The organism is Coriobacterium glomerans PW2 (genome assembly GCF_000195315.1).
In the GTDB taxonomy this organism is placed as follows: domain Bacteria; phylum Actinomycetota; class Coriobacteriia; order Coriobacteriales; family Coriobacteriaceae; genus Coriobacterium; species Coriobacterium glomerans.
Window position 1 is genome coordinate 888474 of sequence record NC_015389.1, and the last position, 20341, is coordinate 908814.

A 20341-nucleotide genomic window follows, 5' to 3' on the forward strand; every position below is an offset into this window, starting at 1 on the left:
CCGCAGATGGCGAACGGAACATTGACACCTGAATATCAGCATGAACCCGTAATGGTCGCAGAGGTGCTCGAGGCGTTGCGACCGGAGGAATCATCGGTGATCGTCGACTGCACGCTCGGGGGCGCCGGTCATGCCGTGCGGCTTGCCCGCGAGATGGGTCCGGAAGGTCAGCTCATCGGGATCGATCAAGATGACATGGCGCTGAACTCAGCTGCCGCAAGGCTCGATCGCGAGGTGCCCGGCGTCGCCCACCGGCTCATGAAAGGCAACTTCCGAGATCTGGATGAGCTTCTGTGCGCAGCGGAGGTCCCCGGTGTCGACGGCTTTCTTTTCGATCTGGGGGTCTCGAGTCCGCAGCTCGACATTCCGAACCGCGGATTCTCATATCATGAGGACGCTCCGCTTGACATGCGCATGGATCCGCAGAGCGGCGGCCCGAGTGCAGCCGATGTCGTCAACGGTTACAGCGAGGCGGAGCTCATCCGGATACTGCACGCGTTCGGGGAGGAGCGCTTCGCTGGCGCGATCGCCCGCGAGATCGTGAGACGTCGGAAGACGAAGCCGATATCCACTACGACCGAGCTGGTCGAAGTGATCAAGGCGGCAATTCCGGCCGCAGCGCGCCGTCAGGGGCCGCATCCTGCCCGACGCAGCTTTCAGGCCATTCGCATCGAGGTGAACCATGAGCTCGATGCGCTCTTGATCGGACTTCAGGCGGCGCTTCGCTGGCTGAATCCGGCCGGTCGCATCTGCGTCATCTCGTATCACTCGTTGGAGGATCGCATCGTGAAGCGCTTGTTCCAAAGCGCGAGTCGAGGTTGCACCTGTCCGCCGGATATTCCGGTGTGCGTATGCGGGAACGTGCCGATACTCAAGGTCATAACCAAAAAGCCTCTGGTCGCCACGACCGAGGAGGTCGAGCGAAATCCGCGGTCGCGATCTGCGAAGATTCGCGTGGCGATGAAGCTCTAGTCAGCGTTACGGAAACGTCAACCGTCGGCAGCAGTGTTCGACGTATTCGAGATGGGAGGCATGCATACCATGGGTTACTACACATCGAACGCAGCCTACGCTTATGATATGCAGGCTCAGCCGCAATTCGAGCAGGATCCTCGGCCGCAGCGCGGATCGGCACCTGAGGGACGCCCCCGCTTCGACGTCTACACCGGCGAGGGACTCGAGGCCAACCAAGCGGTCAGCCCCGTGTTCACTCATGTCGTAAAAGTGTTCTGCGTGCTGATGGTGCTGTTTTGCGCCCTCGGTGGGGTTCGCGTCGCTCTTGCGAGTCTGACCGCCTCCTCGCTCGATGCCAACGCCAGGTTGTCGAGCAAGCTCGAGGACGCACGGCAGCAGAGTTCGACTCTGGAGGTCATGAAGGCGGTCTATGGTTCCGATACGCGCATTCGCGATCTTGCGACCGCGACGTTCGGTATGGTTCCATGCAACGAGGGGGTCGATCTCGATCTGAGCGGCTCCTCCGGGCATTCTCCGGAGTAGCCCGATCATGTCTGGGCACCGTGACAGCACAGGTCGGCCTCGCGCCCCCCATGGCGCAGGTTCACCGCCCTCGGGTGGTTCGCGCGGACCTCGGCCTGCGACCGATCTGTTTCACAGCGATATGGCGCATGAAAGCATATCCCGTTGGACGTTTCTCATGGGTGGTCTGGGTTTGGGACTCGCAGCGGGCATCGCCAAGCTGACGGATTATCAGATCATCAATGTCCAGAAAGATCGGAAGCGGGCGGACGAGCGGCGCGTATCGAACCAGGTTCTCCATGCGAAACGCGGAACCATGTACGATCGAAACGGAAACGTTCTGGCATCCAGTGTGGAGTGCCAGAATATCTACGTGAATCCCAGGCTCATCGAAGATCGCGACAAGGCGGCGGAGACGCTGTCCTCGGTACTGGGGCTTGACAAGGCGAGCTGTCAGGAGAAGGTCAGCCGCGACTCATCATTCGCCTACGTCAAGCGCCAGGTCGATCAAGAGGAAGCCGACAGGCTGCTCGCGGAGAACATCAAAGGCATCGAATCGGAACCGGCGATCAAGCGCGTCTACCCGTACGGCGCCCTCGCTTCGCAGGTGCTGGGTGTTGTAAGCACCGACAACGAAGGGGTCTCCGGCCTCGAGAAGCAATATGACGACATCTTGGCGGGAGAGGATGGCTCGCTGGTTCGCGAGCGAGGCAGAGACGGCTCCTATATCGCCGGGGGAGCCTACAAGAAAATTCCCGCGAGCAACGGTACCGATATCGTCACAACGCTGGATGCGAACATCCAGCGCGCCGCCGAGGAGGCGATCGCCGCATCCGTGGAGCAGACGAAGGCTCACTACGGGTCGGTGGTCGTGACCGATCCGAGATGCGGAGAGATACTCGCGGCGTGCTCATATCCAACGTACAATCAGCTCGATCTCGCGAACACCCAAGCGGCCGATATGAACCTGCGCGTGGTTACAGACGCCTACGAGCCCGGCTCTGTCTTCAAGGCGCTCGTCTGCGCAGCCGCACTCGATCTCGGCGTGGTCACCCCGGAGACGACCTTTGAGGTACCAGCCAAAATCAAAGTCGGCGATGATTGGGTGAGCGACGCGGACAAGCGCACCTTCGGCATGACCATGACAGTCCGCGAGATCATGCGACGTTCCTCCAATACCGGCATGGTGATGGTCGGTGCAAAGATCGGTGCCGATCACTTTTCCGAGTATCTGAAACGATATGGCATAGGAACCCTGTCAGGTGTCGATTTTCCGGGCGAGGCGACCGGCATCGTTCGGTCGCGCGACAGCTATGACGGATCGAGTTTGGGCTCCATGTCTTTCGGACAGGGTATCTCGGTCTCACCGATCGAGATAACCCGCGCGGTGGGGGCCATCGCCAACAAGGGGATCATGGTCACGCCGCACCTCCTGAAGTCGATGCATGGCAAAGCGGTGGACAAAAGCGACGAGGACGTGCGCGTCATCAGCGAAAAAGCCGCCTCGAAGGATATCTCCATGATGATCACGGTCGTTGACGAGGGAACCGGCAAAGGCGGAAGAATCGACAACTACGAGATCGCCGGCAAGACCGGAACCGCCCAGCGGGCATCGCAATCAGGGGGCTATCAGAAGAACAGCTACATGGCTTCATTCATGGGCTTCGCTCCGGCGCGCGACCCGAGAGCGCTGGTCTATATCACCCTCGACGGCACGCCGAACGGCTCCGATGCCGCAGCGGTGCCGTTTCGCAGCGTGATGTCCTCCGCGCTGTCGGTGCTTGGCGTCGCGCCGACGCGCTGAGCCGCAAGGAGAACTCACAGGGCCTGCACGAACCGGATGCGGTCTGTAGGGTACAATTGCCAGCTGGATGTCAGGCTATGAAGGAGCATGGAGTGATTGAGATCACGGCAGCGGATATGACGGCGATCACGGGGTCGCGCCTTTGCGCGGGCCCGTCCGACCGCGTCTGCCGCGGTTGCGTGATAGATTCGCGCGATGTCGGCAGCGATGCGGTGTTCGTGGCGTTTCCCGGTGAGCACGTCGACGGCAACGATTTTGCGATCGCCGCCGTACAAGCGGGCGCCGGAGCGGTCGTTCTCACGCGTGAGCCGTCGCGCGAGCTGTGCTCGGCGGCCGATCAGCGCGGCTGCGCCGTTGCGTACACGAACGATGCCGAAAGGTTTCTTCTCGCGCTTGCACATGACTACCGTTCTCGACTCGGGTGCCCTGTCGTGGGCATTACCGGCTCGATCGGCAAGACGACGACGAAGGACATGGTCGCGGCTCTGCTTTCAACGCGCTATCGCGTGCACGCCACGATCGGCAACCGCAACAATCTGATCGGAATGCCGCTCACGGTGCTCTCAGCTCCTGAGGACACCCAGGCCCTCATCCTGGAGATGGGCATGAGCGCCAGCGGTGAGATCGAGCGGCTCTCTCGCTGCGCCGCCCCGACGCACGCCATCATCACCAGGATCGGAACATCTCATATAGGCATGCTTGGCAGTCGAGACGCGATCGCGCGCGCGAAGGCCGAGATCGTATCCGGGATGATCCCCTGGTCGGCACCCGAATGCGAGCGCTCACCGCTTCTCGTTCTCAGCAGCGAGGATGATTTCACGTCCTTCATAAGCGATCGCTTCGCCGAGCCGGCGGGGGTTCGCATCGCGCTGGCGGGAACGCGCGCAGACGCTGATGTCACGGTCCGGCGGTGTCGCCTCGATGATCAGGGGTGCGCGTCATTCGAGCTATCGTTTCGCGACGGGTGCCAGCTCAAGGCGAACCTTGCCGCCCCCGGCGCCCACGCGGTTCAAGACGCCGCGCTCGCCGCCGCGCTCGCCTATGATCTGGGCGTCTCGCCGCGTGATATGATCGCAGCGTTCGGTGCGCTTGCGATCACGTCTCACCGGCAGCAGATACGTCTAGCGTCGGGCGGCGCCAAGATCATCGACGATTCCTATAATGCGAGTCCGGAGTCCATGGCGGCGGGCTTGGACCTGCTCCTCGCGCTCTCCGGGGCCCGCAGACGCATCGCCGTTCTCGGGGAGATGGGCGAGCTGGGTGAGCGGTCGGAGCGAATGCACGCTCTCGTGGGGGCCTATGCGGCCGCCAAGCAGCTCGACCTGCTCGTGTGCGTCGGCCATGAGGCGGCTCGCACCATGGCCGACGCGGCGCGTCTCATGGGCATGCCCGCGCATCGCATCGAGATCGCATCGAGTGCCCATGCCGTGCTCGACCGCTTCGGTTCTGGGCTCGGCCGGGGGGATCTCGTGCTTGTGAAGGGATCGCGTTTTGTTGGACTCGATCGGTTCGTGGAGGGGGTTTGTTGATGTTGGGCAACCCCGCCTACCCGACCTACCAGGCGTTTATCGCGCTCGGGGTTGCCGCATGCGTGGCCATGGTCCTCATGCCGCTTTGGATCTGGCTGCTCAGGTTCGAGGGCATCGGCCAGCAGGTGCGCGCCGACGGTCCCAGTCGCCACCTCGTCAAGCAGGGCACTCCGACGATGGGCGGCGTGGTCATCCTCGCTGCGATCTTCATCTCGTGTCTGCTCGTCGGCCACGTGTCCATACGGCTCGCGCTCGTGCTCGCCGCCACCTTGGCGACCGGTCTGCTCGGCCTCATCGATGATGCCATCTCGGTCACACGCGGCCGCTCGCTCGGACTCACGCCGCATGCCAAGATGATCAGCTTGACCCTGATCTGCGTGCTGTTCTGTCTGGCGATCGTCAACTGGGGAGGCGTGACGCCGACGGTTCGCTTTCTCGGGGGATTCGAGATCGATCTCGGTGTATTGTCGAGTGAACTTTCGATAGGGGATCGGCTGATCTCGGTTCCTTGGTTGTATCTCGTGTTCACATGGGTGCTCATCGCGGGTTTTTCCAATGCGGTCAACCTGACCGACGGTCTGGACGGCCTGGCGGGAGGAACCTCGATGATCGCTATGCTCGTCATGGCCGCCCTCGCGTTTCTGAACGGCGACCCCGGACTGTCGGTCTTCTCGGCTGCGTGCGCCGGTGCCTGCTTGGGCTTTCTCTGGTACAACTGCTATCCTGCGAGCATCTTCATGGGCGATACCGGTTCGCTTTCGCTTGGAGCCGCGTTCGCCTGCGTCGCGATCGCGACGAGCACCGAGATCGCCTCGCTGCTCATCGGTGCGCTTTTCGTCATCGAGGCCCTGTCTGTCATAATCCAGGTCATCAGCTTCAAGGCGACCGGTCGCCGCGTCTTCCTCATGGCGCCCATTCACCATCATTTTGAGAAGCTGGGATGGGCAGAGACGAAGGTCGTGATTCGGTTCTGGTTGATCTCCGCAGCGTGCGGGGCACTCGGGTTCGCGCTTCTCTTTCAGCTGGGTCTGTGATCATACATGACGCTGCCTGATTCGTTCGATCTGCTTGTTCTCGGTCTCGGAACGACCGGTGTCGATGTGGCGCGCTGGGGAGCGACCCATCTGGGAGGCCGGGTCAGCTCCGTGACGGTTTTTGCGGGCGCGTCCTGCGAGCCGAGCGACGCCCATCGCGATCTCGAGGACTCGGGTGTGAGGATCGAGTACGGGACCGATTCTGTTCGAGGCGGCTATGACGTCTGCGTCGCCAGTCCGGGCATCTCCGAGTTCTCCGCGTTCTTCGGATCCGCCCGCGCGCACGCAGCCGAGATCATGGGCGAGCCCGAGTTCGCCTGGCGGCTGAGTCCGGAGCGCTGGATCGCCGTGACCGGTACGAACGGCAAGACCACGACGGTCTCTCTGACCGGTCAGCTGCTGAGCGCCGCGCGCATTCCCTGCGAGGTGGTCGGCAACATCGGGGAGACGGCGATATCGCAGGTGGACCGTCGTCAGGACGGTGATTGGTTCGTCGCGGAGCTTTCGAGTTATCAGCTGGCGACGACATCTGAGTTCCATCCTCGCGCGGCGGTGCTGCTGAACATCACTCCCGACCACCTGCGATGGCATCGCGGCTTTGAGAATTACGCACGGGCCAAGCTCAAGATTCTGCAAAATCTTGACGAGAACGATCTCGCGATCATCGATGTCGACGATCCGGGTCTCAGGCGTCTCGGCTCGCAGGTGATCGCTTCGCATCGCCGCATTCTGAGACTCGCGCATGATGATCCGGCATCTGTCGACGCCGCCTTCGTGCGCGCCGGAAGGCTTGTCGTGCGTCTGGACGGCATCGAACATGATCTGGCGCGTGTCTCAGAGCTTGCGGTGGCCGGAGCGCACAATGTGTCGAATGCGCTTGCCGCTTCGGCTTCGGCGCTCCTCGCGGGTGCATCCGATGCCGCGGTCTCAGAGGGCCTGCGCGCCTTTTCGTCACTGGAGCATCGCATGGAGCCCGCGGGGGATATCGATGGCGTGCGTTTCTACAACGATTCGAAGGCGACGAACACGGATGCGGTCGAGAAGGCGCTCACGGCGTTTCCCGGCGACCGTGTCATCCTGCTGCTCGGAGGATATGACAAGGGGACGCCCCTCCACGGGTTCGCTACTCGCGTCGTGCAGCAGATCGGCGCGGTCGTGTGCTTCGGTCAGGCGCGTCGACGTTTCATGGATGCGATGACAGGCGCCGCGAGCGGTCTGGATGTCGATGTCGCCGAGGCGGACGACCTTCTTGATGCCGTGGACGTCGCTCGCTCCCTCGCCTGCCGCGGCGATGTGATCCTGCTCTCGCCGGCATGCTCCTCATTCGACGAGTTCCAAGACTTCGAAGAGCGCGGAAGGCGCTTCAAAGCCTATCTAGACGAGCTGCGCGCGCGCGGATCAGGCGGGCAGGGACAGTGAGGGGCGACGTGACAGAGACGGCCAGGCGTCCGAAGAAGTCCGATCCAGCCTCCGGGGGCTCTCCGAGCGCGGGACCGGCGAGCTCGGAGCATTCGAGACTCGCCGAGCGCCTCATAGGGGGCGTCCCCGCGCGCATCATGCGGCCGCGTCTGATCTTTCTCGTCTGCTTGGCCGCCCTTTTGGGTTTCGGTCTGCTCATGGTCTACTCCGCATCATCGGTCGAGGCGCTCAAGGAGGTCGGCAGCTCCACGTACTATCTCGAGCGCCAGGCGCTGTTCATTGCCGTGGGCGCGGCGGCTATGCTCGCGATCTCGCGCGTGCCGTTGGAGATCATGAGGCGAGACGTCATATGGGGGGTATGGGCAGGTCTGCTCCTTTTGCTTTTGGCCGTGCTGGTGCTCGGCCATGATGCAGGCGGGGCCCGTCGCTGGGTCTCAATCGGATTCGTTCAGTTCCAACCCTCGGAGTTCGCCAAGGCGATCGTCATCGTCACGGCGGCGAAGCTGTTTCACGAGTACTACGAAGCCCGCGCCCTTCAGACCGAGAACTTTCTCATCCTGCTCGCGGTTTGCGTGTGCATCCCGCTGCTCCTCATAATCGTCGAACCGGATTTCGGAACGTGCGCGATAATCGGCACGACGATATTCGCGATGTGCTATCTCGCCGGCTTCTCCTATAGGCTGCTCGCACCTCTGACGGCGCTGGCCGTGATCGCGTGCGCGGTGATCGTTTTGTCCTCGAGCTATCGCTCGGCTCGGCTGCTCGCCGACCCCTGGGCGGATGCGCTCGGTGATGGCTATCAAGCCACGCTCGCTATCATGGCCTTCGCCTCGGGCGGGCCGCTCGGTCGCGGTATCGGGAACTCGACGATGAAGTACAGTTACCTGCCCGAGGCGCACAACGACTACATCCTCGCCATCATCGGAGAGGAGCTGGGCTACGTCGGAACGATCATCTTTCTCGCCGTCGTGGCCCTTCTGATCTATGCCGCGCTCACCATAGCGAAGCGCTCGCCGACGATTCAGGGTCGCATGATCGCGACGGGCTGCGGCGCCCTCATCGCGATTCAGTTTCTGGTCAACGCGCTGGGGATCCTGGGTGCCATTCCCATGACCGGCAAGACCATGCCGTTTATCTCATACGGTGGATCCTCTGTGGTGGCATCGCTTGTTTTATGCGGGCTCATCTTGCGCGTCTCCATCGAGAGCGCCACCAAGACGGTCTACGACGAGCGGCGGGAGGATTTTGCGGTGCTGGATGAAAGCACCGCAGGGCAGGTTCACGTTCGTTCCTCTCGACGATCGGGTGCGCCGTTCACGGTCGTGGACGGCTCCGGCTCCAGGACCGCATCGGACCCCCCGGGGCGCCTTCGGGCCGCATCGTGGCGCGGACACTCATCAGCCCCATTGCCGCAGCGAGCCGATGAGCGCGCTTCCGGTCGCGCGCGGGGGCGGGATCGCGTCGAGCCGGCCGAGCGGTTGAGGAGGCGCGCTGAGACGTCGTCTCACGGGTATGATGGAGGAAGGGGTGCGACCCGCTCGCGCCCGGACACGCAGAGACGCCCAGCAAGGAGGAGCCGTCATGATCGATAGGCCCGCCATCGCCATCGCCGCCGGCGGGACTGCGGGACATGTGAACCCGGCCCTCGCCCTGGCCGAGGAGCTGAGGCGACGCGGGGCGACGGTCAGATTCTTCGGTGAGCGACGCAGACTCGAAGGCAGGCTCGTCCCTCAAGCCGGCTTTGATCTCTTTCCGATTCACATGAGCGGTTTCGACCGTCAGCGCCCCTGGACGCTTGCGAGCGCCCTTGCTCGTCTCCGTCGCGAGCGCCGCCGGATCTGCAAGGCCTTCAGGGATGATCCGATGATGCGACCCGATGTCGCTATGGGGTTCGGTGCCTACGTGGAGCTTCCCCTTCTCCGAGCCGCTCTCGACCTCGGGATACCGGTCGCGCTCCATGAGCAGAACTCGATTCCGGGTCTCGCGAACAAGCGATTGGCGTCTCGGGCCGGACTGATCGCCGTGTCGCTGCCGAGCGCGCAGAGCGCGCTCGAGCGCGCCGGGGCGAATTCGTCTGCTATCAGGCTGACGGGCAATCCGGTCAGAGCATCGGTTCTCAGCGGCGATCGCTCACGGGGTCGCGCCGCCGCAGGCGCACAGGCGGATGATACGGTGCTGCTCGTCTTCGGGGGCTCGCTGGGCGCTCACCATCTCAACGAGGCGATCGCTCGTCTCAAGGGGACCCTCTTGGGAATCGAAGGAGTGCGCATCGTCCACGCCACCGGCGCTGCGGACTACGAGGCGACCAGCGCGTTGCTCGATCTCAGCGAGGATGAGCGGCAGCGCTACCGCGTCACATCCTATATCGACGACATGGGCGACATGCTCGCCGCCGCCGATGTCGTGCTCTCTCGGGCCGGGGCCTCTTCCATCGCCGAGATCGCCGCCGCCGCGGTTCCCTCGATACTGGTGCCCTATCCTCTTGCCACACGGGATCACCAGACGACGAACGCTCGATACCTCGTCGATGCCGGCGCGGCGATCATGTGCGCCGACGATGAGATCGACAGCGAGGGGTTCGCGAGCCGCTTGATCGGACTTCTCGGCGATTCGGACCTGAGAAGGCGGATGCATCTGCGCGGTCTCGGTCTCGGCCAGGCCGACGCCGCCGGAAGGCTGGCTGACGCGGTTCTCGCACTGGTCGTGTAGATCCGCGTCGAGGGGCCGCGTCAGCGAACTTGCGCTACAGTAGATAGGCGATGCGAGAGCACATGAGACACTAGGGGAAAGATGGCATGGCAGATTATTCGAGCACACAGAGCGGAACCGCCTTCAGGAGCGCTCATTTCATAGGTGCAGGCGGTGCGGGCATGAGCGGTATCGCGCTTGTGCTGCATGAGCGCGGCTGCATCGTCACAGGGTCGGATCTCAAGACATCGCGCTATATCAGACAGCTCCTCCGCGCGGGCGTCTCGGTGCATGTCGGCCACGACGCGAGCCTCATCGACGAGGCCGAACCCGATGTCGTCGTCGTGTCCACCGCGATTCCGGAGACCAATCCCGAACTGGTTCGCGCTCGCGAGCTCGGTATCCCGGTTTGGCCTCGAGCAAAGATGCTCGCCGCTCTCGGACACGGCTGCACCACGATCGCGGTGGCGGGCACGCACGGCAAGACAACGACCGCCTCGATGTGCGCGACGATGCTCGATCGTATGGGCTTGGATCCGAGCTTCCTGATCGGCGGAATCGTCGAGGGCTACAAAACGAATGGTCGCAACGGCAGCGGCACCTACTTCGTGGCAGAGGCCGATGAGTCTGACAGCTCGTTTCTCTATCTCGAGCCGCGCGTCGTCGTCGTGACCAACGTCGAGGCCGACCATCTCGACCACTACGGCTCGCTCGCGGAGATCGAGAACACGTTCGCTCAGTTCATGTCCCTCGTCGGCGAGCAGGGTGTCATCGTCGCGTGCGGTGATGACAAACAGCTCTACGAGCTCGCCCGCTCGACGTCCAAGCGCATCGTCACCTACGGCTTCGACGCTCGCAACGACATCGTTTGCGAGGTCTGCGACGACCGTTGCGCCCAAGCGAGCGGCTGTCGCATTCGTTTTCCCGACGGGAGGCTCCACGAGGTCGACATCGCTCACAATCCCGGTCGTCACAACATGCTGAATGCGAGCGCCGCGATGGGCGTCGCCTTCGCGCTCGGCTTGGATACCGCCGCCGCAGCTCGAGCGCTGTCGACGTTCGAAGGCGTGCGCCGTCGCTTCACTCGCGTCGGCGACGTTTGCGGCGTCACCGTGGTGGATGATTACGGTCATCATCCGACCGAGATCAAAGCGACGCTCGCGGCCGCGCGCGGCTTGGATTATCGTCATATCGATGTCGTGTTCCAGCCTCATCGCTACTCCCGGCTCAAAGCGTTTTTGGACGATTTCGCCGATGCGTTCGCCGACGCGGACAAAGTGGTGCTCATCGACGTGTTCTCCGCCGGCGAGATGCCGATTCCCGGTGTCACGAGCAAGGCGCTCGCCGATACGGTGCGCGCGCGCCACCCGGACAAGCAGGTGAGCTATGTTTCGGATCGCATGGCGCTCATGGAGCGGTTGGAGACCATCACCGAGCCGGGTGATCTTCTCATCACCATGGGGGCCGGCGATATCTCAGCTGTGGCTCCGGAGTACATCGAGTATCTCGACAAGAAGAAGGTCGAGTAGGCGCCATGGGGCTGTTCAATGCATTTATGGCGCTGTCCGGAGCGGTCGACACGGATGCGATCGAAAACGAGCGGCTCGCCCGGCATACGAGCTATCGCATCGGGGGCCCCGCGGGGCTGTTTCTCACCTGCCATAGCTACCATGCGCTGCGTCGCGCCACAGAGGTGCTGGAGCGCGAGGGGGTCTCTTGGGTCGTGATCGGCAAGGGGTCGGATCTGCTTGTGAGCGATCAGGGTTTCGATGGAGCGGTTATCACGCTCGGTCGCGAGTTCCAGCGCACTGTGATCGGCGATGACGGAGTTACGGTTTCGGTGGGATCGGGCGTGATCCTGGCTCGGCTTGTCAACGACGCGCTCTCAGCGGAGCTGAGCGGTCTCGAGTTCGCCGTGGGGATTCCCGGCAGCCTGGGTGGAGCGGTGTCCATGAACGCCGGCACGCGCACGGAATGGATCGGCGCGCTCATCGAGAACGTCGTCACCTATAGGCCGGGTTTCGGCATCCGTCGCTACCGCCACGATGATGTGAAGTGGGGGTACCGCTCTTGCGGTCTGCCGCGCGATGAGATCGTGCTGGAGGCGACGCTCCGCTTGGCTCCAGGTGAGAAGAACACCATTCGCGCGAACATGGAGCGTTATCTGTCGCTCCGTCGTCGCTCTCAGCCGCTCGGCAACGCCACGTGCGGATCGGTATTCAAGAACCCTCCTGAAAAAAGTGTGGGAAAGATGATAGAGGACTGTGGATTGAAGGGTTTTTCCATCGGCGGAGCCCAGGTTTCCACCATCCACGCTAACTTTATCGTCAACACGGGCACCGCTCGGGCATCTGAGGTAGCGGCCCTCATCAAGCATATTCACGACAGGGTAAGGGAAACGTATGGCATCGAGCTCCAACCGGAAGTCAAGTTCCTCGGCTTCTAACGCCTCGAAGCCCACGTTTCGTCGAGCGGGCGCCAAAAGGGCGGGGAGCGCGCGAGCTCAGCGCGCATCGCGATCCCAAAAAGCGAGATCCAGGACCTCGGACCAATCGGTTGCGCTGAGATCGCAGCCGAGCCGCACCGCCTCAGGGGATTTCCATCAGATCAGATCGTATCCCGCCTCCTCGAGGAAGTCGGGTGTCGGGGGCTCGCCCGCGACGAGACGCACCGGGCGCTCGCAGGGTCGTCCCGCCTCAACCGGTACCGCGAGTTCGAAATACAAGCCGGTATGGGTGGCCAATCGTCGCGAGACCGATCGGTCCGCGACGACAAAAACCGCTCCGAGCGAACGGACTGGCGCCACCCGATCGACGCGCGAAGCGCCGGCTGACGCCTCCGCCCGGGTGGCGCGCAAGGAACCGGCGCGCGCAGAGGGCGCACCGCAGCGCGCCTCGCTTCATCGGCCGCGGTGGCTCCTTTTCATCGCGATCTCGGTGGTCGTGCTCATCGTGCTTTCCGTCGGTGCCGTCATCATCGTCAACTCCGGTCTGTTCGCCGCGACCGATATCCAGGTCCGTGGCAGCGAGCATGTCTCGCAGCAGGATGCCGCGCAACTCACGAAGGTTCCCGATGGCGCGACGCTTCTGAACGTCGATGCCGAGAACATCGGTGCCGACATGCTGAAGAATCCATGGGTGGACAGAGTCGACATCGAGCGCAGATTCCCGCACACGCTCATCGTGACCCCTCACGAGCGCACCGTCGTCGCCATAGCCTGCATCGGAACAGAGGACATCGCCTGGGCGATCGGATCCGACGAGAGCTGGATCGCGCCCGTATCGCTATCGGTGGATGACGATGGCGCGGACGAGGCGAAAGAGCCCTCGACTCTGACCGGCATCGAGGCCGCCTGCGCCATCGCCCATGCCAGCGACGCCGTCGTCCTGACGCAGGTTCCCGCGAACGTGATGCCCGCTTCGGGAAGGAAGGTGGATACAGACGTGGTTCTGGCGGGCCTCAAGTACGCGCAGGGTTTCTCGCGTGACTTCATCTCGCAGATCAAAAGCATCGATGTCACAAAGGTCGAGGGTATCGAGGCGAACCTGACCTCGGGCGTTCAGGTGCTGCTGGGCGAGCCCGAGGACATCGCGACGAAAGAGAAGGTGATAAAGCGCTTTCTCGCACAGGAAAAGGGGGTTTCGCTCATCAACGTTCGCACACCGGGCAAGTACACCTTCAGAGGTGCTTCAACAACGTGATTCGGCAGGTACCGTTCAATGGTCAAGCGTTTGACCTGCGATTTGCCCGTGAAATTCATAAATCCCGGTGGCGTATTTGCTTTTTACCCGTTTTTGTGTAAAGATAACCCGGTTTACCTCGACATTTAATATCAAGTTGAGGGTTAACCTTCGCCAGTTCTGCATGAAACGATGTTCGGAGGACCGACATGCACGAGAATGAGATCAACAATTACCTTGCGGTCATCAAGGTTGTCGGCGTCGGCGGCGGTGGCACCAACGCGGTCAACCGCATGATTGAAGAGGGCATTCGCGGTGTCGAGTTCGTGGCGATCAACACCGACGCCCAGGCGCTGGCGATCTCGGATGCGGATATCAAGGTCCATATCGGCACCGATTTGACGCGCGGGCTCGGTGCCGGCGCGAACCCCGAGATCGGTCGCAAGGCGGCCGACGAGAGCCGCGATGACATCTCCGAGGCGCTGGCCGGCGCAGACATGGTCTTCATCACCGCCGGCGAGGGCGGCGGAACCGGTACCGGTGCGGCACCCATCGTCGCCGACATCGCCATGAACGACAACGGCGCTCTGACGGTCGCGGTCGTCACGAAACCCTTCACCTTCGAGGGCAGCAAGCGCATGAAGGCGGCCGAGGAGGGCACGCGCACCCTAGCGCAAAGCGTCGATACGCTGATCGTCATCCCGAACGATCGCCTGCTCGATATCGCTGAGAAGAAGACCACCATGCTCGAGGCGTTCGCCAACGCCGACGGCGTCCTGTCTCAGGGCACGCAGGGCATCACCGACCTCATCACCGTTCCGGGGGTCATCAACCTCGACTTCGCCGATGTGAAGACCATCATGAAGCAAGCTGGCACCGCGATGATGGGCATCGGCATCGCCTCCGGGGACAACCGGGCGGTTGATGCCGCTCAGCAGGCGATCTCGAGCCGTCTGCTCGAGAGCTCCATCGATGGCGCGACGCGCGTTCTGCTCTCCATCGCCGGGAGCAAGGATCTCGGTATCCAAGAGATCAACGACGCGGCCGATCTCGTCGCCAACGCGGTCGACCATGAGGCGAATATCATCTTCGGCACCGTCGTGGACGAGTCGCTGGGCGATCAGGTGCGCATCACCGTCATCGCGACGGGCTTCTCAGATTCCAACGTGAGCCGCCAAGACGAGCTGTTCGGTCAGGCTTCGAGCAAGGGCGATCAGATGAGCGGTCGCAGCGCGGCATCAGATGGGGCGAGTTCGCGCAACATCGGCGGCACCGACGTCCCGAACTTCGGAAACGACCAGTTCGAGCTTCCTGACTTCCTCAAGCGCGGCAACCTCTAGTACAGGACGCATCATGGCACGCTGTGCTCTCGGACAGCCCGTATCGCTCGGGTGTCGCCCTGTCGATCGGAGGTCTCGCGCATGGCACTGGCGCTGAGGCGCCGCTCACGCGACGGCGTGACGCTCATCGGAAATGTTCATGATCGCATGCGCTTCGGATTCACCGAGCGCACCGGTGGTGTTTCCGCGCCTCCATTTGCGTCGCTGAATCTCAGTGCGTGCGTGGGCGACGATGAGCAGGCTGTCGCGGAGAACCGATCTCGCGTTCTCGCGGCGCTCGGCGCGCAGAATCTCTCGGAGAGGCTCCTCGTACCCAATCAGGTGCATGGGGATCATATCGTGTCCATCAGCTCCTCTGCTGCCGACGATCTCGCCGCCGCGCGAGCTGAGATCTCCCGTGGAGCAGACGCTATCGTCTGCGCTGCGCCGGATGTGCCGGTCATGCTGTGCTTCGCCGATTGCGTCCCCGTTGTTCTCGTCTGCCGCGGGGCCTTCGCCGTTGTGCACTCCGGATGGAAGGGGACGTACGCTCGAATCGCCGGAAAGGCGGTCGGTGCCCTTCTGCGCGCGGCATCGGCTGACGCATCCGAGGTGAGCGCCTATATCGGCCCGCATATCCTCGGCGATGAGTACGAGGTGTCCCAAGAACTTCACATCCGTTTTCAGAGAGAGTTTGCTAATATGGGTACGTCCGCAAAGCGGACGCTCGACCTCGGTCGGGCCATCAGCCAGACGCTCGAGGAAGCGGGGGTTACTCCGTGCGCCATCCACGATCCGCACCTGTCGACAGTTCGTTTGAATTCCCGTTTCTATTCCTATCGCCGAGAACACGGATGCTGCGGCAGACACGCTGCCGTGGCCGTGCTGCTCTCATGAAGCGACTTCTCGCGATCTGCGCCACCGCGATCTGCGCCGTCGCGCTGACGGGCTGCTCTGCGGCTCAGGTATCCGAACATGTGACCGTATCGGGCTCGACCACCTGCTTGCCCATCGCGGAGATCGCCGCTGAGAACTTCAAGCAGCGGACCTCGACCGATGTTCTCGTCTCCGGCCTCGGCTCTTCGGCGGGTATCGAGGCCGTGAGCAATGGAACGGCTGACATCGCCACTTCCTCGCGCGATCTGAACGACGACGAGCGGTCTTTGGGCCTGACGCCGATTCCCATCGCGCATGATGGCATCGCCATCATCGTGAACACGAGCAATCCGGTCAATCGAGTCACGACCGAGCAGCTTCGTCGCATCTACGCCGGACAGATCACGAACTGGTCCGAGCTCGGTGGCGACGATGAGCCGATTCAGCTTGTCAATCGCGATGAGGCTTCGGGGACCCGCGAGGCGTTCAACACGCTTGTCATGAAAAAGGTCCCCTTCGACCGGCGAGCAGCCGTGCTGCCGGGCACCGGTCAGGTGCGCGATGTCGTGTCGCGCTCAAAGGGGGCGATCGGTTACATCTCGATGGGTTTCGTGAAGTCGAGTTTTGCTGACACGGAGGTGAAGACCCTCGACGTTGACGGCATCAAGGCCACTGAGGAGACGGTGACCTCCGGTGTCTATCCGATCTCGCGCGACCTGTACTTCTTCGTCAAGGGCACGCCGTCGGAGGCGGCGAGGCGCTATATCGATTACATGTTGAGCGATCAGATGGATGCGATGATCCGCGAGGCGGGGTTCATCCCGATGAGCGCATCGAAGGACACAGGGAACGAGGTGAGCTAGACGATGGATGAACCGGATGCTGTGACAGATCCGACTGAGGACGGTCCCAACGGGCTGGACCGGGACCGTCGGCGACTGGCATTGGTCAGCCACGGCACCTATATGAAGGAGAGGGGATTGCAGTGCCTGTTCTTCGCCTGCGCTCTCGTTGCGGTCATCACCGTGGTTCTGATCTTCGCCTTCACGATGATCGAGGCGGCCCCCGTGTTCTCCGATATCGGCATCGGTGAGTTCTTCGGTCTCAGGTGGGCTCCGACCGAGGGTTCCTTTGGTATAGCAGCGCTCGCCGCCGGATCGGGCGTGGTCACGTTGGGCGCTCTCGTGCTGGGCGTCCCGCTCGGTATCGGCACCGCGGTCTATCTCACTGAGATTGCCACCGAGAGAGTGCGGGGCATCGTGAGCCCGGCAGTCGATCTTCTCGCTGGCATTCCCTCGATCATCTACGGTTTCTTCGGGATGGTTATCATCAGGCCGTTCGTCGCCGCGGTATCGGGGGGTTTGGGTTTCGGGGCGCTCACGGCATGGTTCGTTCTCGCGATCATGATCGTGCCCACCATCACGACGCTCACGATGGACGCGCTGAGATCTATCCCGATGGGCATTCGCGAGGCTTCGTTCGCCATGGGTGCGACGAAGTGGCAGACGATCTACAAGGTTGTGTTGCCCGCCGCCCGTTTCGGCATCGTCGACGCCATCGTGCTCGGCATGGGCCGCGCGATCGGAGAGACGATGGCCGTTCTCATGGTCGTGGGAAACGCCCCGGTCATTCCGGGCTCTGTGACGAGTCCGATATCGACGCTCACGAGCCAGATCGCTCTCGATATGAGCTATGCTTCGGGACTGCATCGTACGGCTCTGTTCGCTATGGGCGTGGTTCTGTTCGTCATTTCCGCGTCGCTTGTCGGTTTCGTGCGGCTGCTTTCCAAAATGGGCAGGAGGTGATCGCGCATGGCTTCTGAGATGCGCGAGCCGATCAGCTCTCGCGAGAGGATCAAGCGGGCGCTGGCTCGCGGGGCCGTCCACCGCGTTTCCAAGGAGACCTCGAATGCGGTCATGCTCGGCGTCTTCCGCGCAGCCGCTTATATCACGGTTTTCGTACTCGTTGCGATTCTTGGGTACGTATTGGTGAACGGCATTCCGAATATCTCGTTGGAATTCATATTCGGTTGGCCCGAAGGAGTCAACGCCGAGGGAGGCATCTGGCCCGCTATCGTCTCGACCGTCTACGTCACGGCGCTGGCGATGCTCATCTGCACGCCTGTCGCCGTGCTCGCGGCAGTCTATCTCGCCGAGTATGCCAAGCAGGGGCATCTGGTTGAGATCATACGCTACGCAGCTGACACGCTGGCGTCGGTCCCCTCCATCGTCATGGGACTTTTCGGCTATGCCCTGTTCGTCGAGACGATGGGGTTCGGCCTTTCCATGCTCTCGGCCGCTCTCGCCCTCGCCCTGCTCATGCTTCCCATCGTCATGCGCACGACCGAGGAGGCCATCCGTGCCGTTCCGCGCTACATCCGATGGGGGGCCTACGGGCTGGGGGCAACCAAGTGGCAGGTGGTTAGCAAGATCGTGCTGCCGGGCGCGTTCGGGCGCATCGCGACTGGTATCGTTTTGGCCATCGGGCGGGCCATCGGCGAGACGGCCGTGGTTCTCTATACCATGGGTCAAGCGATCAACCTGCCTGTCACTCCACTTGATTCCGGCCGACCGATGACCGTGCATCTCTACCTTCTCGCCAATGACGGCATCAACATGAATGCAGCCTACGGTACGGCACTTCTGCTGGTCATCATTATTCTGACGTTCAACCTGTTCGCGCGATATCTCTCGCGCAAGGGCAAATGAGACAGTGAGGGGCAATTTCGTGTCTACCTATCAATCCGCACCCGATGCAAGCATGGCCGCAATCGCCATACGGGACTTCGAGTTCTGGTACAGCGAGTTCCATGCGCTCACCGAGGTGAATATGAACATCGCAAAGGACAGCATCACAGCGTTCATCGGGCCATCGGGTTGCGGGAAGTCGACGTTTCTGAGGTGCGTGAACCGCATGAACGATCTCATCGAGGGCACGCACGTCGAGGGCCGCATGGAGCTCGATGGATCGGACATCTACGCCGAGGGCGTTGACCCGGTCGATCTCAGACGCCGTGTCGGCATGATCTTCCAGCAACCGAACCCCTTTCCGAAATCCATCTACGAGAATGTCGCCTTTGGACCTCGTCTGCAGGGTGTGACCAAGAAGAGCGATCTCGATGACATCGTCGAGGAGTCGCTCAAGCGCGCGAACCTCTGGAAGGAGGTGTCCAGCCAACTGGGCAAGGACGGCCTCGCCCTGTCGGGGGGTCAGCAGCAGCGGCTGTGCATCGCTCGCGTCCTGGCTGTTCAGCCGGACGTCCTGCTCATGGACGAGCCCTGCTCCGCGATAGATCCGACGTCGGTGCAAAAAGTCGAGGATCTCATGGCGGAGCTGGCACCTCAGATGACGATCGTCATCGTGACGCATAACATGCAGCAGGCTGCGCGCATCTCGGATTACACAGCGTTCTTTTTGCAAGAGGTCGCCGGAGAGCCCGCTACGCTCATCGAGTACGGTCAGACCGATTCGATCTTCACGAGTCCGATGGACCAGCGAACAGAAGACTACATCACAGGTCGCTTCGGCTGATTCCAAGCGATGCCGCGACCTGCTCGGCACGAACGCGAGAAAGTTTAGGAGAGATCATGCGCAAGTTATTCTCAAGCCAGCTCATCGAGGCTCGACACGAGATGCTGTCTATTTTCGAGTCGCTGGATCTGACGCTGCACGATGCGATCAAGGCATTCGTGACCGATGACAAGAAGCTCGCCGGCAAGGCGAAAAAACGCACGCTCCAAGCGGATGCGCGCTGCGCCAACTTGGAGGCGGTCTGCTACAATCTCATCGCCACGCAGTCTCCGGTCGCATCTGATTTTCGGCTTCTTCAGACGATCATCTACATGAATTTCAACCTCGAGCGGATCTCCGACCACGTGCGCTCTATCGCGCGAGGCGCCAAGCGGAAGGCCAAGGCCGAGGTCGCTTTGCCCGCCGAACTCGTCGAGCTCGTGGAGAAGGAAGCCAAGCTCGTCTATCGTGTCATGGGTACCACGGCGACCGCTCTCGTCGACAATGATCTCGTTCTCATGCGCTCCCTCACCGATCAGGACGAGCCGGTTCGTGCCGTGTACGAGGAGTTCTTTCGCGTGTACAATCATCTGCTCACCGCAGAGGAGCCTGATGAGGGCGCTTTTGATGATCTGCGCCGCACGATCATGACATCGCGCTATCTGGAGCGAATCTCGTTCATCTCCGTCGAACTCGCAAGTCGACTGACCTTTCTTCTGACGGGGCAGCGATGGAGCACGGCTGATGTCGTCGAGGCAGATGTGGAAGAGCTCGAGAGCATGCGCATCCCGTCGGGCGAGGGCGTGATTCTCGAACCGACTGCGGATGCGCGCTACGTGGCCGGCATACCGGCCGAGGAGATGGGGGAGAGCCTCAGAGAACTGATCGAGAACGCATCGGATGAGGACTCTGACGAGAGCGACGAGGACTGAGATCGCCGTCGTGGAACCGATTCGGACCAGAGCATCCGCATCGACGTGGAGTTGAGATTCGAGTGAGGGAGGCC

Annotated in this window: 19 protein-coding genes; 18 read left to right on the forward strand and 1 reads right to left on the reverse strand. The window is 62.2% G+C overall.

What is annotated here, in order from left to right:
* The first annotated feature begins 6 nt into the window (after window positions 1–6).
* The 10 genes from rsmH to murB all read left to right on the forward strand — a co-directional run bounded on the left by rsmH (window position 7) and on the right by murB (window position 12396).
* The gene (gene rsmH, locus CORGL_RS03840) at window positions 7–972 is read left to right on the forward strand and encodes a 16S rRNA (cytosine(1402)-N(4))-methyltransferase RsmH (protein ID WP_013708611.1); all 966 of its coding nucleotides are present in this window, start codon (window positions 7–9) and stop codon (window positions 970–972) included.
* Between the two features lie 60 nt (window positions 973–1032).
* A complete protein-coding gene (locus CORGL_RS03845) occupies window positions 1033–1497 on the forward strand; it encodes a hypothetical protein (protein WP_245526946.1) in 465 nt (154 codons plus the stop codon).
* A 121-nt stretch (window positions 1498–1618) separates the two neighbouring features.
* A complete protein-coding gene (locus CORGL_RS03850) occupies window positions 1619–3280 on the forward strand; it encodes a peptidoglycan D,D-transpeptidase FtsI family protein (RefSeq protein ID WP_245526947.1) in 1662 nt (553 codons plus the stop codon).
* 92 nt (window positions 3281–3372) lie between these two features.
* Window positions 3373–4809 carry a UDP-N-acetylmuramoyl-tripeptide--D-alanyl-D-alanine ligase gene (locus CORGL_RS03855; protein ID WP_013708614.1) on the forward strand — a complete coding sequence of 479 codons (1437 nt, stop codon included), beginning with the start codon at window positions 3373–3375 and terminating at the stop codon, window positions 4807–4809.
* Window positions 4809–5843, forward strand: a complete 1035-nt coding sequence (mraY, locus tag CORGL_RS03860; protein WP_013708615.1) for a phospho-N-acetylmuramoyl-pentapeptide-transferase — start codon at window positions 4809–4811, stop codon at window positions 5841–5843. The genes CORGL_RS03855 and mraY overlap by 1 nt, the downstream gene beginning before the upstream one ends.
* Window positions 5844–5849: 6 nt before the next feature.
* The gene (gene murD, locus CORGL_RS03865; RefSeq protein ID WP_013708616.1) at window positions 5850–7262 is read left to right on the forward strand and encodes a UDP-N-acetylmuramoyl-L-alanine--D-glutamate ligase; all 1413 of its coding nucleotides are present in this window, start codon (window positions 5850–5852) and stop codon (window positions 7260–7262) included.
* An 8-nt stretch (window positions 7263–7270) separates the two neighbouring features.
* Window positions 7271–8854, forward strand: a complete 1584-nt coding sequence (gene ftsW, locus CORGL_RS03870) for a putative lipid II flippase FtsW (protein WP_172633524.1) — start codon at window positions 7271–7273, stop codon at window positions 8852–8854.
* Window positions 8844–9971, forward strand: coding sequence for a UDP-N-acetylglucosamine--N-acetylmuramyl-(pentapeptide) pyrophosphoryl-undecaprenol N-acetylglucosamine transferase (locus CORGL_RS03875; RefSeq protein WP_013708618.1), 1128 nt, complete (start codon window positions 8844–8846; stop codon window positions 9969–9971). Before ftsW ends, CORGL_RS03875 begins: the two co-directional genes overlap by 11 nt.
* 86 nt (window positions 9972–10057) lie before the next feature.
* Window positions 10058–11479: a UDP-N-acetylmuramate--L-alanine ligase gene (gene murC / locus CORGL_RS03880; RefSeq protein WP_013708619.1), complete on the forward strand. Its 1422-nt coding sequence runs from the start codon at window positions 10058–10060 to the stop codon at window positions 11477–11479.
* 5 nt (window positions 11480–11484) lie between these two features.
* A complete protein-coding gene (gene murB, locus CORGL_RS03885; protein ID WP_013708620.1) occupies window positions 11485–12396 on the forward strand; it encodes a UDP-N-acetylmuramate dehydrogenase in 912 nt (303 codons plus the stop codon).
* A 156-nt stretch (window positions 12397–12552) separates the two neighbouring features.
* On the opposite strand, the gene CORGL_RS09940 is transcribed toward murB, so the two are convergent.
* Window positions 12553–12756: a hypothetical protein gene (locus CORGL_RS09940; protein ID WP_172633525.1), complete on the reverse strand. Its 204-nt coding sequence runs from the start codon at window positions 12754–12756 to the stop codon at window positions 12553–12555.
* A gap of 40 nt (window positions 12757–12796) precedes the next feature.
* Here CORGL_RS09940 and CORGL_RS09355 point away from each other — a divergent pair, with 40 nt between their 5' ends.
* The 8 genes from CORGL_RS09355 (at window position 12797) to CORGL_RS03925 (ending at window position 20267) form a co-directional block, all read left to right on the forward strand.
* Window positions 12797–13651, forward strand: coding sequence for a cell division protein FtsQ/DivIB (locus tag CORGL_RS09355; RefSeq protein WP_172633526.1), 855 nt, complete (start codon window positions 12797–12799; stop codon window positions 13649–13651).
* Window positions 13652–13839: 188 nt separating this feature from the next.
* Window positions 13840–14970: a cell division protein FtsZ gene (gene ftsZ / locus CORGL_RS03895; protein ID WP_013708623.1), complete on the forward strand. Its 1131-nt coding sequence runs from the start codon at window positions 13840–13842 to the stop codon at window positions 14968–14970.
* 81 nt (window positions 14971–15051) lie between these two features.
* Window positions 15052–15846 carry a purine nucleoside phosphorylase YfiH/LACC1 family protein gene (locus tag CORGL_RS03900; RefSeq protein ID WP_013708624.1) on the forward strand — a complete coding sequence of 265 codons (795 nt, stop codon included), beginning with the start codon at window positions 15052–15054 and terminating at the stop codon, window positions 15844–15846.
* Complete coding sequence (locus CORGL_RS03905) at window positions 15843–16688, forward strand: phosphate ABC transporter substrate-binding protein (protein ID WP_013708625.1); 846 nt, start codon at window positions 15843–15845, stop codon at window positions 16686–16688. Before CORGL_RS03900 ends, CORGL_RS03905 begins: the two co-directional genes overlap by 4 nt.
* A 3-nt stretch (window positions 16689–16691) precedes the next feature.
* On the forward strand, window positions 16692–17630 hold the full coding sequence (gene pstC, locus CORGL_RS03910) for a phosphate ABC transporter permease subunit PstC (RefSeq protein WP_013708626.1): 939 nt from the start codon (window positions 16692–16694) through the stop codon (window positions 17628–17630).
* A gap of 6 nt (window positions 17631–17636) precedes the next feature.
* Window positions 17637–18533 carry a phosphate ABC transporter permease PstA gene (gene pstA, locus CORGL_RS03915; protein ID WP_013708627.1) on the forward strand — a complete coding sequence of 299 codons (897 nt, stop codon included), beginning with the start codon at window positions 17637–17639 and terminating at the stop codon, window positions 18531–18533.
* Window positions 18534–18552: 19 nt separating this feature from the next.
* Complete coding sequence (gene pstB, locus CORGL_RS03920; protein ID WP_013708628.1) at window positions 18553–19356, forward strand: phosphate ABC transporter ATP-binding protein PstB; 804 nt, start codon at window positions 18553–18555, stop codon at window positions 19354–19356.
* A gap of 56 nt (window positions 19357–19412) precedes the next feature.
* Window positions 19413–20267 (forward strand): phosphate signaling complex PhoU family protein, encoded by an 855-nt coding sequence (locus tag CORGL_RS03925; protein WP_013708629.1) that lies wholly within the window; start codon window positions 19413–19415, stop codon window positions 20265–20267.
* Window positions 20268–20341 lie beyond the last annotated feature (74 nt).

Bases quoted from the DNA above. Each gene is read 5' to 3' on its own strand.
- CORGL_RS03850 (WP_245526947.1), top strand. From the start codon at position 1,619: ATGGCGCATGAAAGCATATCCCGTTGGACGTTTCTCATGGGTGGTCTG.
- murC (WP_013708619.1), top strand. From the start codon at position 10,058: ATGGCAGATTATTCGAGCACACAGAGCGGAACCGCCTTCAGGAGCGCT.
- CORGL_RS03905 (WP_013708625.1), top strand. From the start codon at position 15,843: ATGAAGCGACTTCTCGCGATCTGCGCCACCGCGATCTGCGCCGTCGCG.
- pstA (WP_013708627.1), top strand. From the start codon at position 17,637: ATGGCTTCTGAGATGCGCGAGCCGATCAGCTCTCGCGAGAGGATCAAG.
- rsmH (WP_013708611.1), top strand. From the start codon at position 7: ATGGCGAACGGAACATTGACACCTGAATATCAGCATGAACCCGTAATG.
- pstC (WP_013708626.1), top strand. From the start codon at position 16,692: ATGGATGAACCGGATGCTGTGACAGATCCGACTGAGGACGGTCCCAAC.
- CORGL_RS03845 (WP_245526946.1), top strand. From the start codon at position 1,033: ATGCATACCATGGGTTACTACACATCGAACGCAGCCTACGCTTATGAT.
- CORGL_RS03900 (WP_013708624.1), top strand. From the start codon at position 15,052: ATGGCACTGGCGCTGAGGCGCCGCTCACGCGACGGCGTGACGCTCATC.
- murD (WP_013708616.1), top strand. From the start codon at position 5,850: ATGACGCTGCCTGATTCGTTCGATCTGCTTGTTCTCGGTCTCGGAACG.
- CORGL_RS03925 (WP_013708629.1), top strand. From the start codon at position 19,413: ATGCGCAAGTTATTCTCAAGCCAGCTCATCGAGGCTCGACACGAGATG.
- murB (WP_013708620.1), top strand. From the start codon at position 11,485: ATGGGGCTGTTCAATGCATTTATGGCGCTGTCCGGAGCGGTCGACACG.
- mraY (WP_013708615.1), top strand. From the start codon at position 4,809: ATGTTGGGCAACCCCGCCTACCCGACCTACCAGGCGTTTATCGCGCTC.
- CORGL_RS03875 (WP_013708618.1), top strand. From the start codon at position 8,844: ATGATCGATAGGCCCGCCATCGCCATCGCCGCCGGCGGGACTGCGGGA.
- ftsZ (WP_013708623.1), top strand. From the start codon at position 13,840: ATGCACGAGAATGAGATCAACAATTACCTTGCGGTCATCAAGGTTGTC.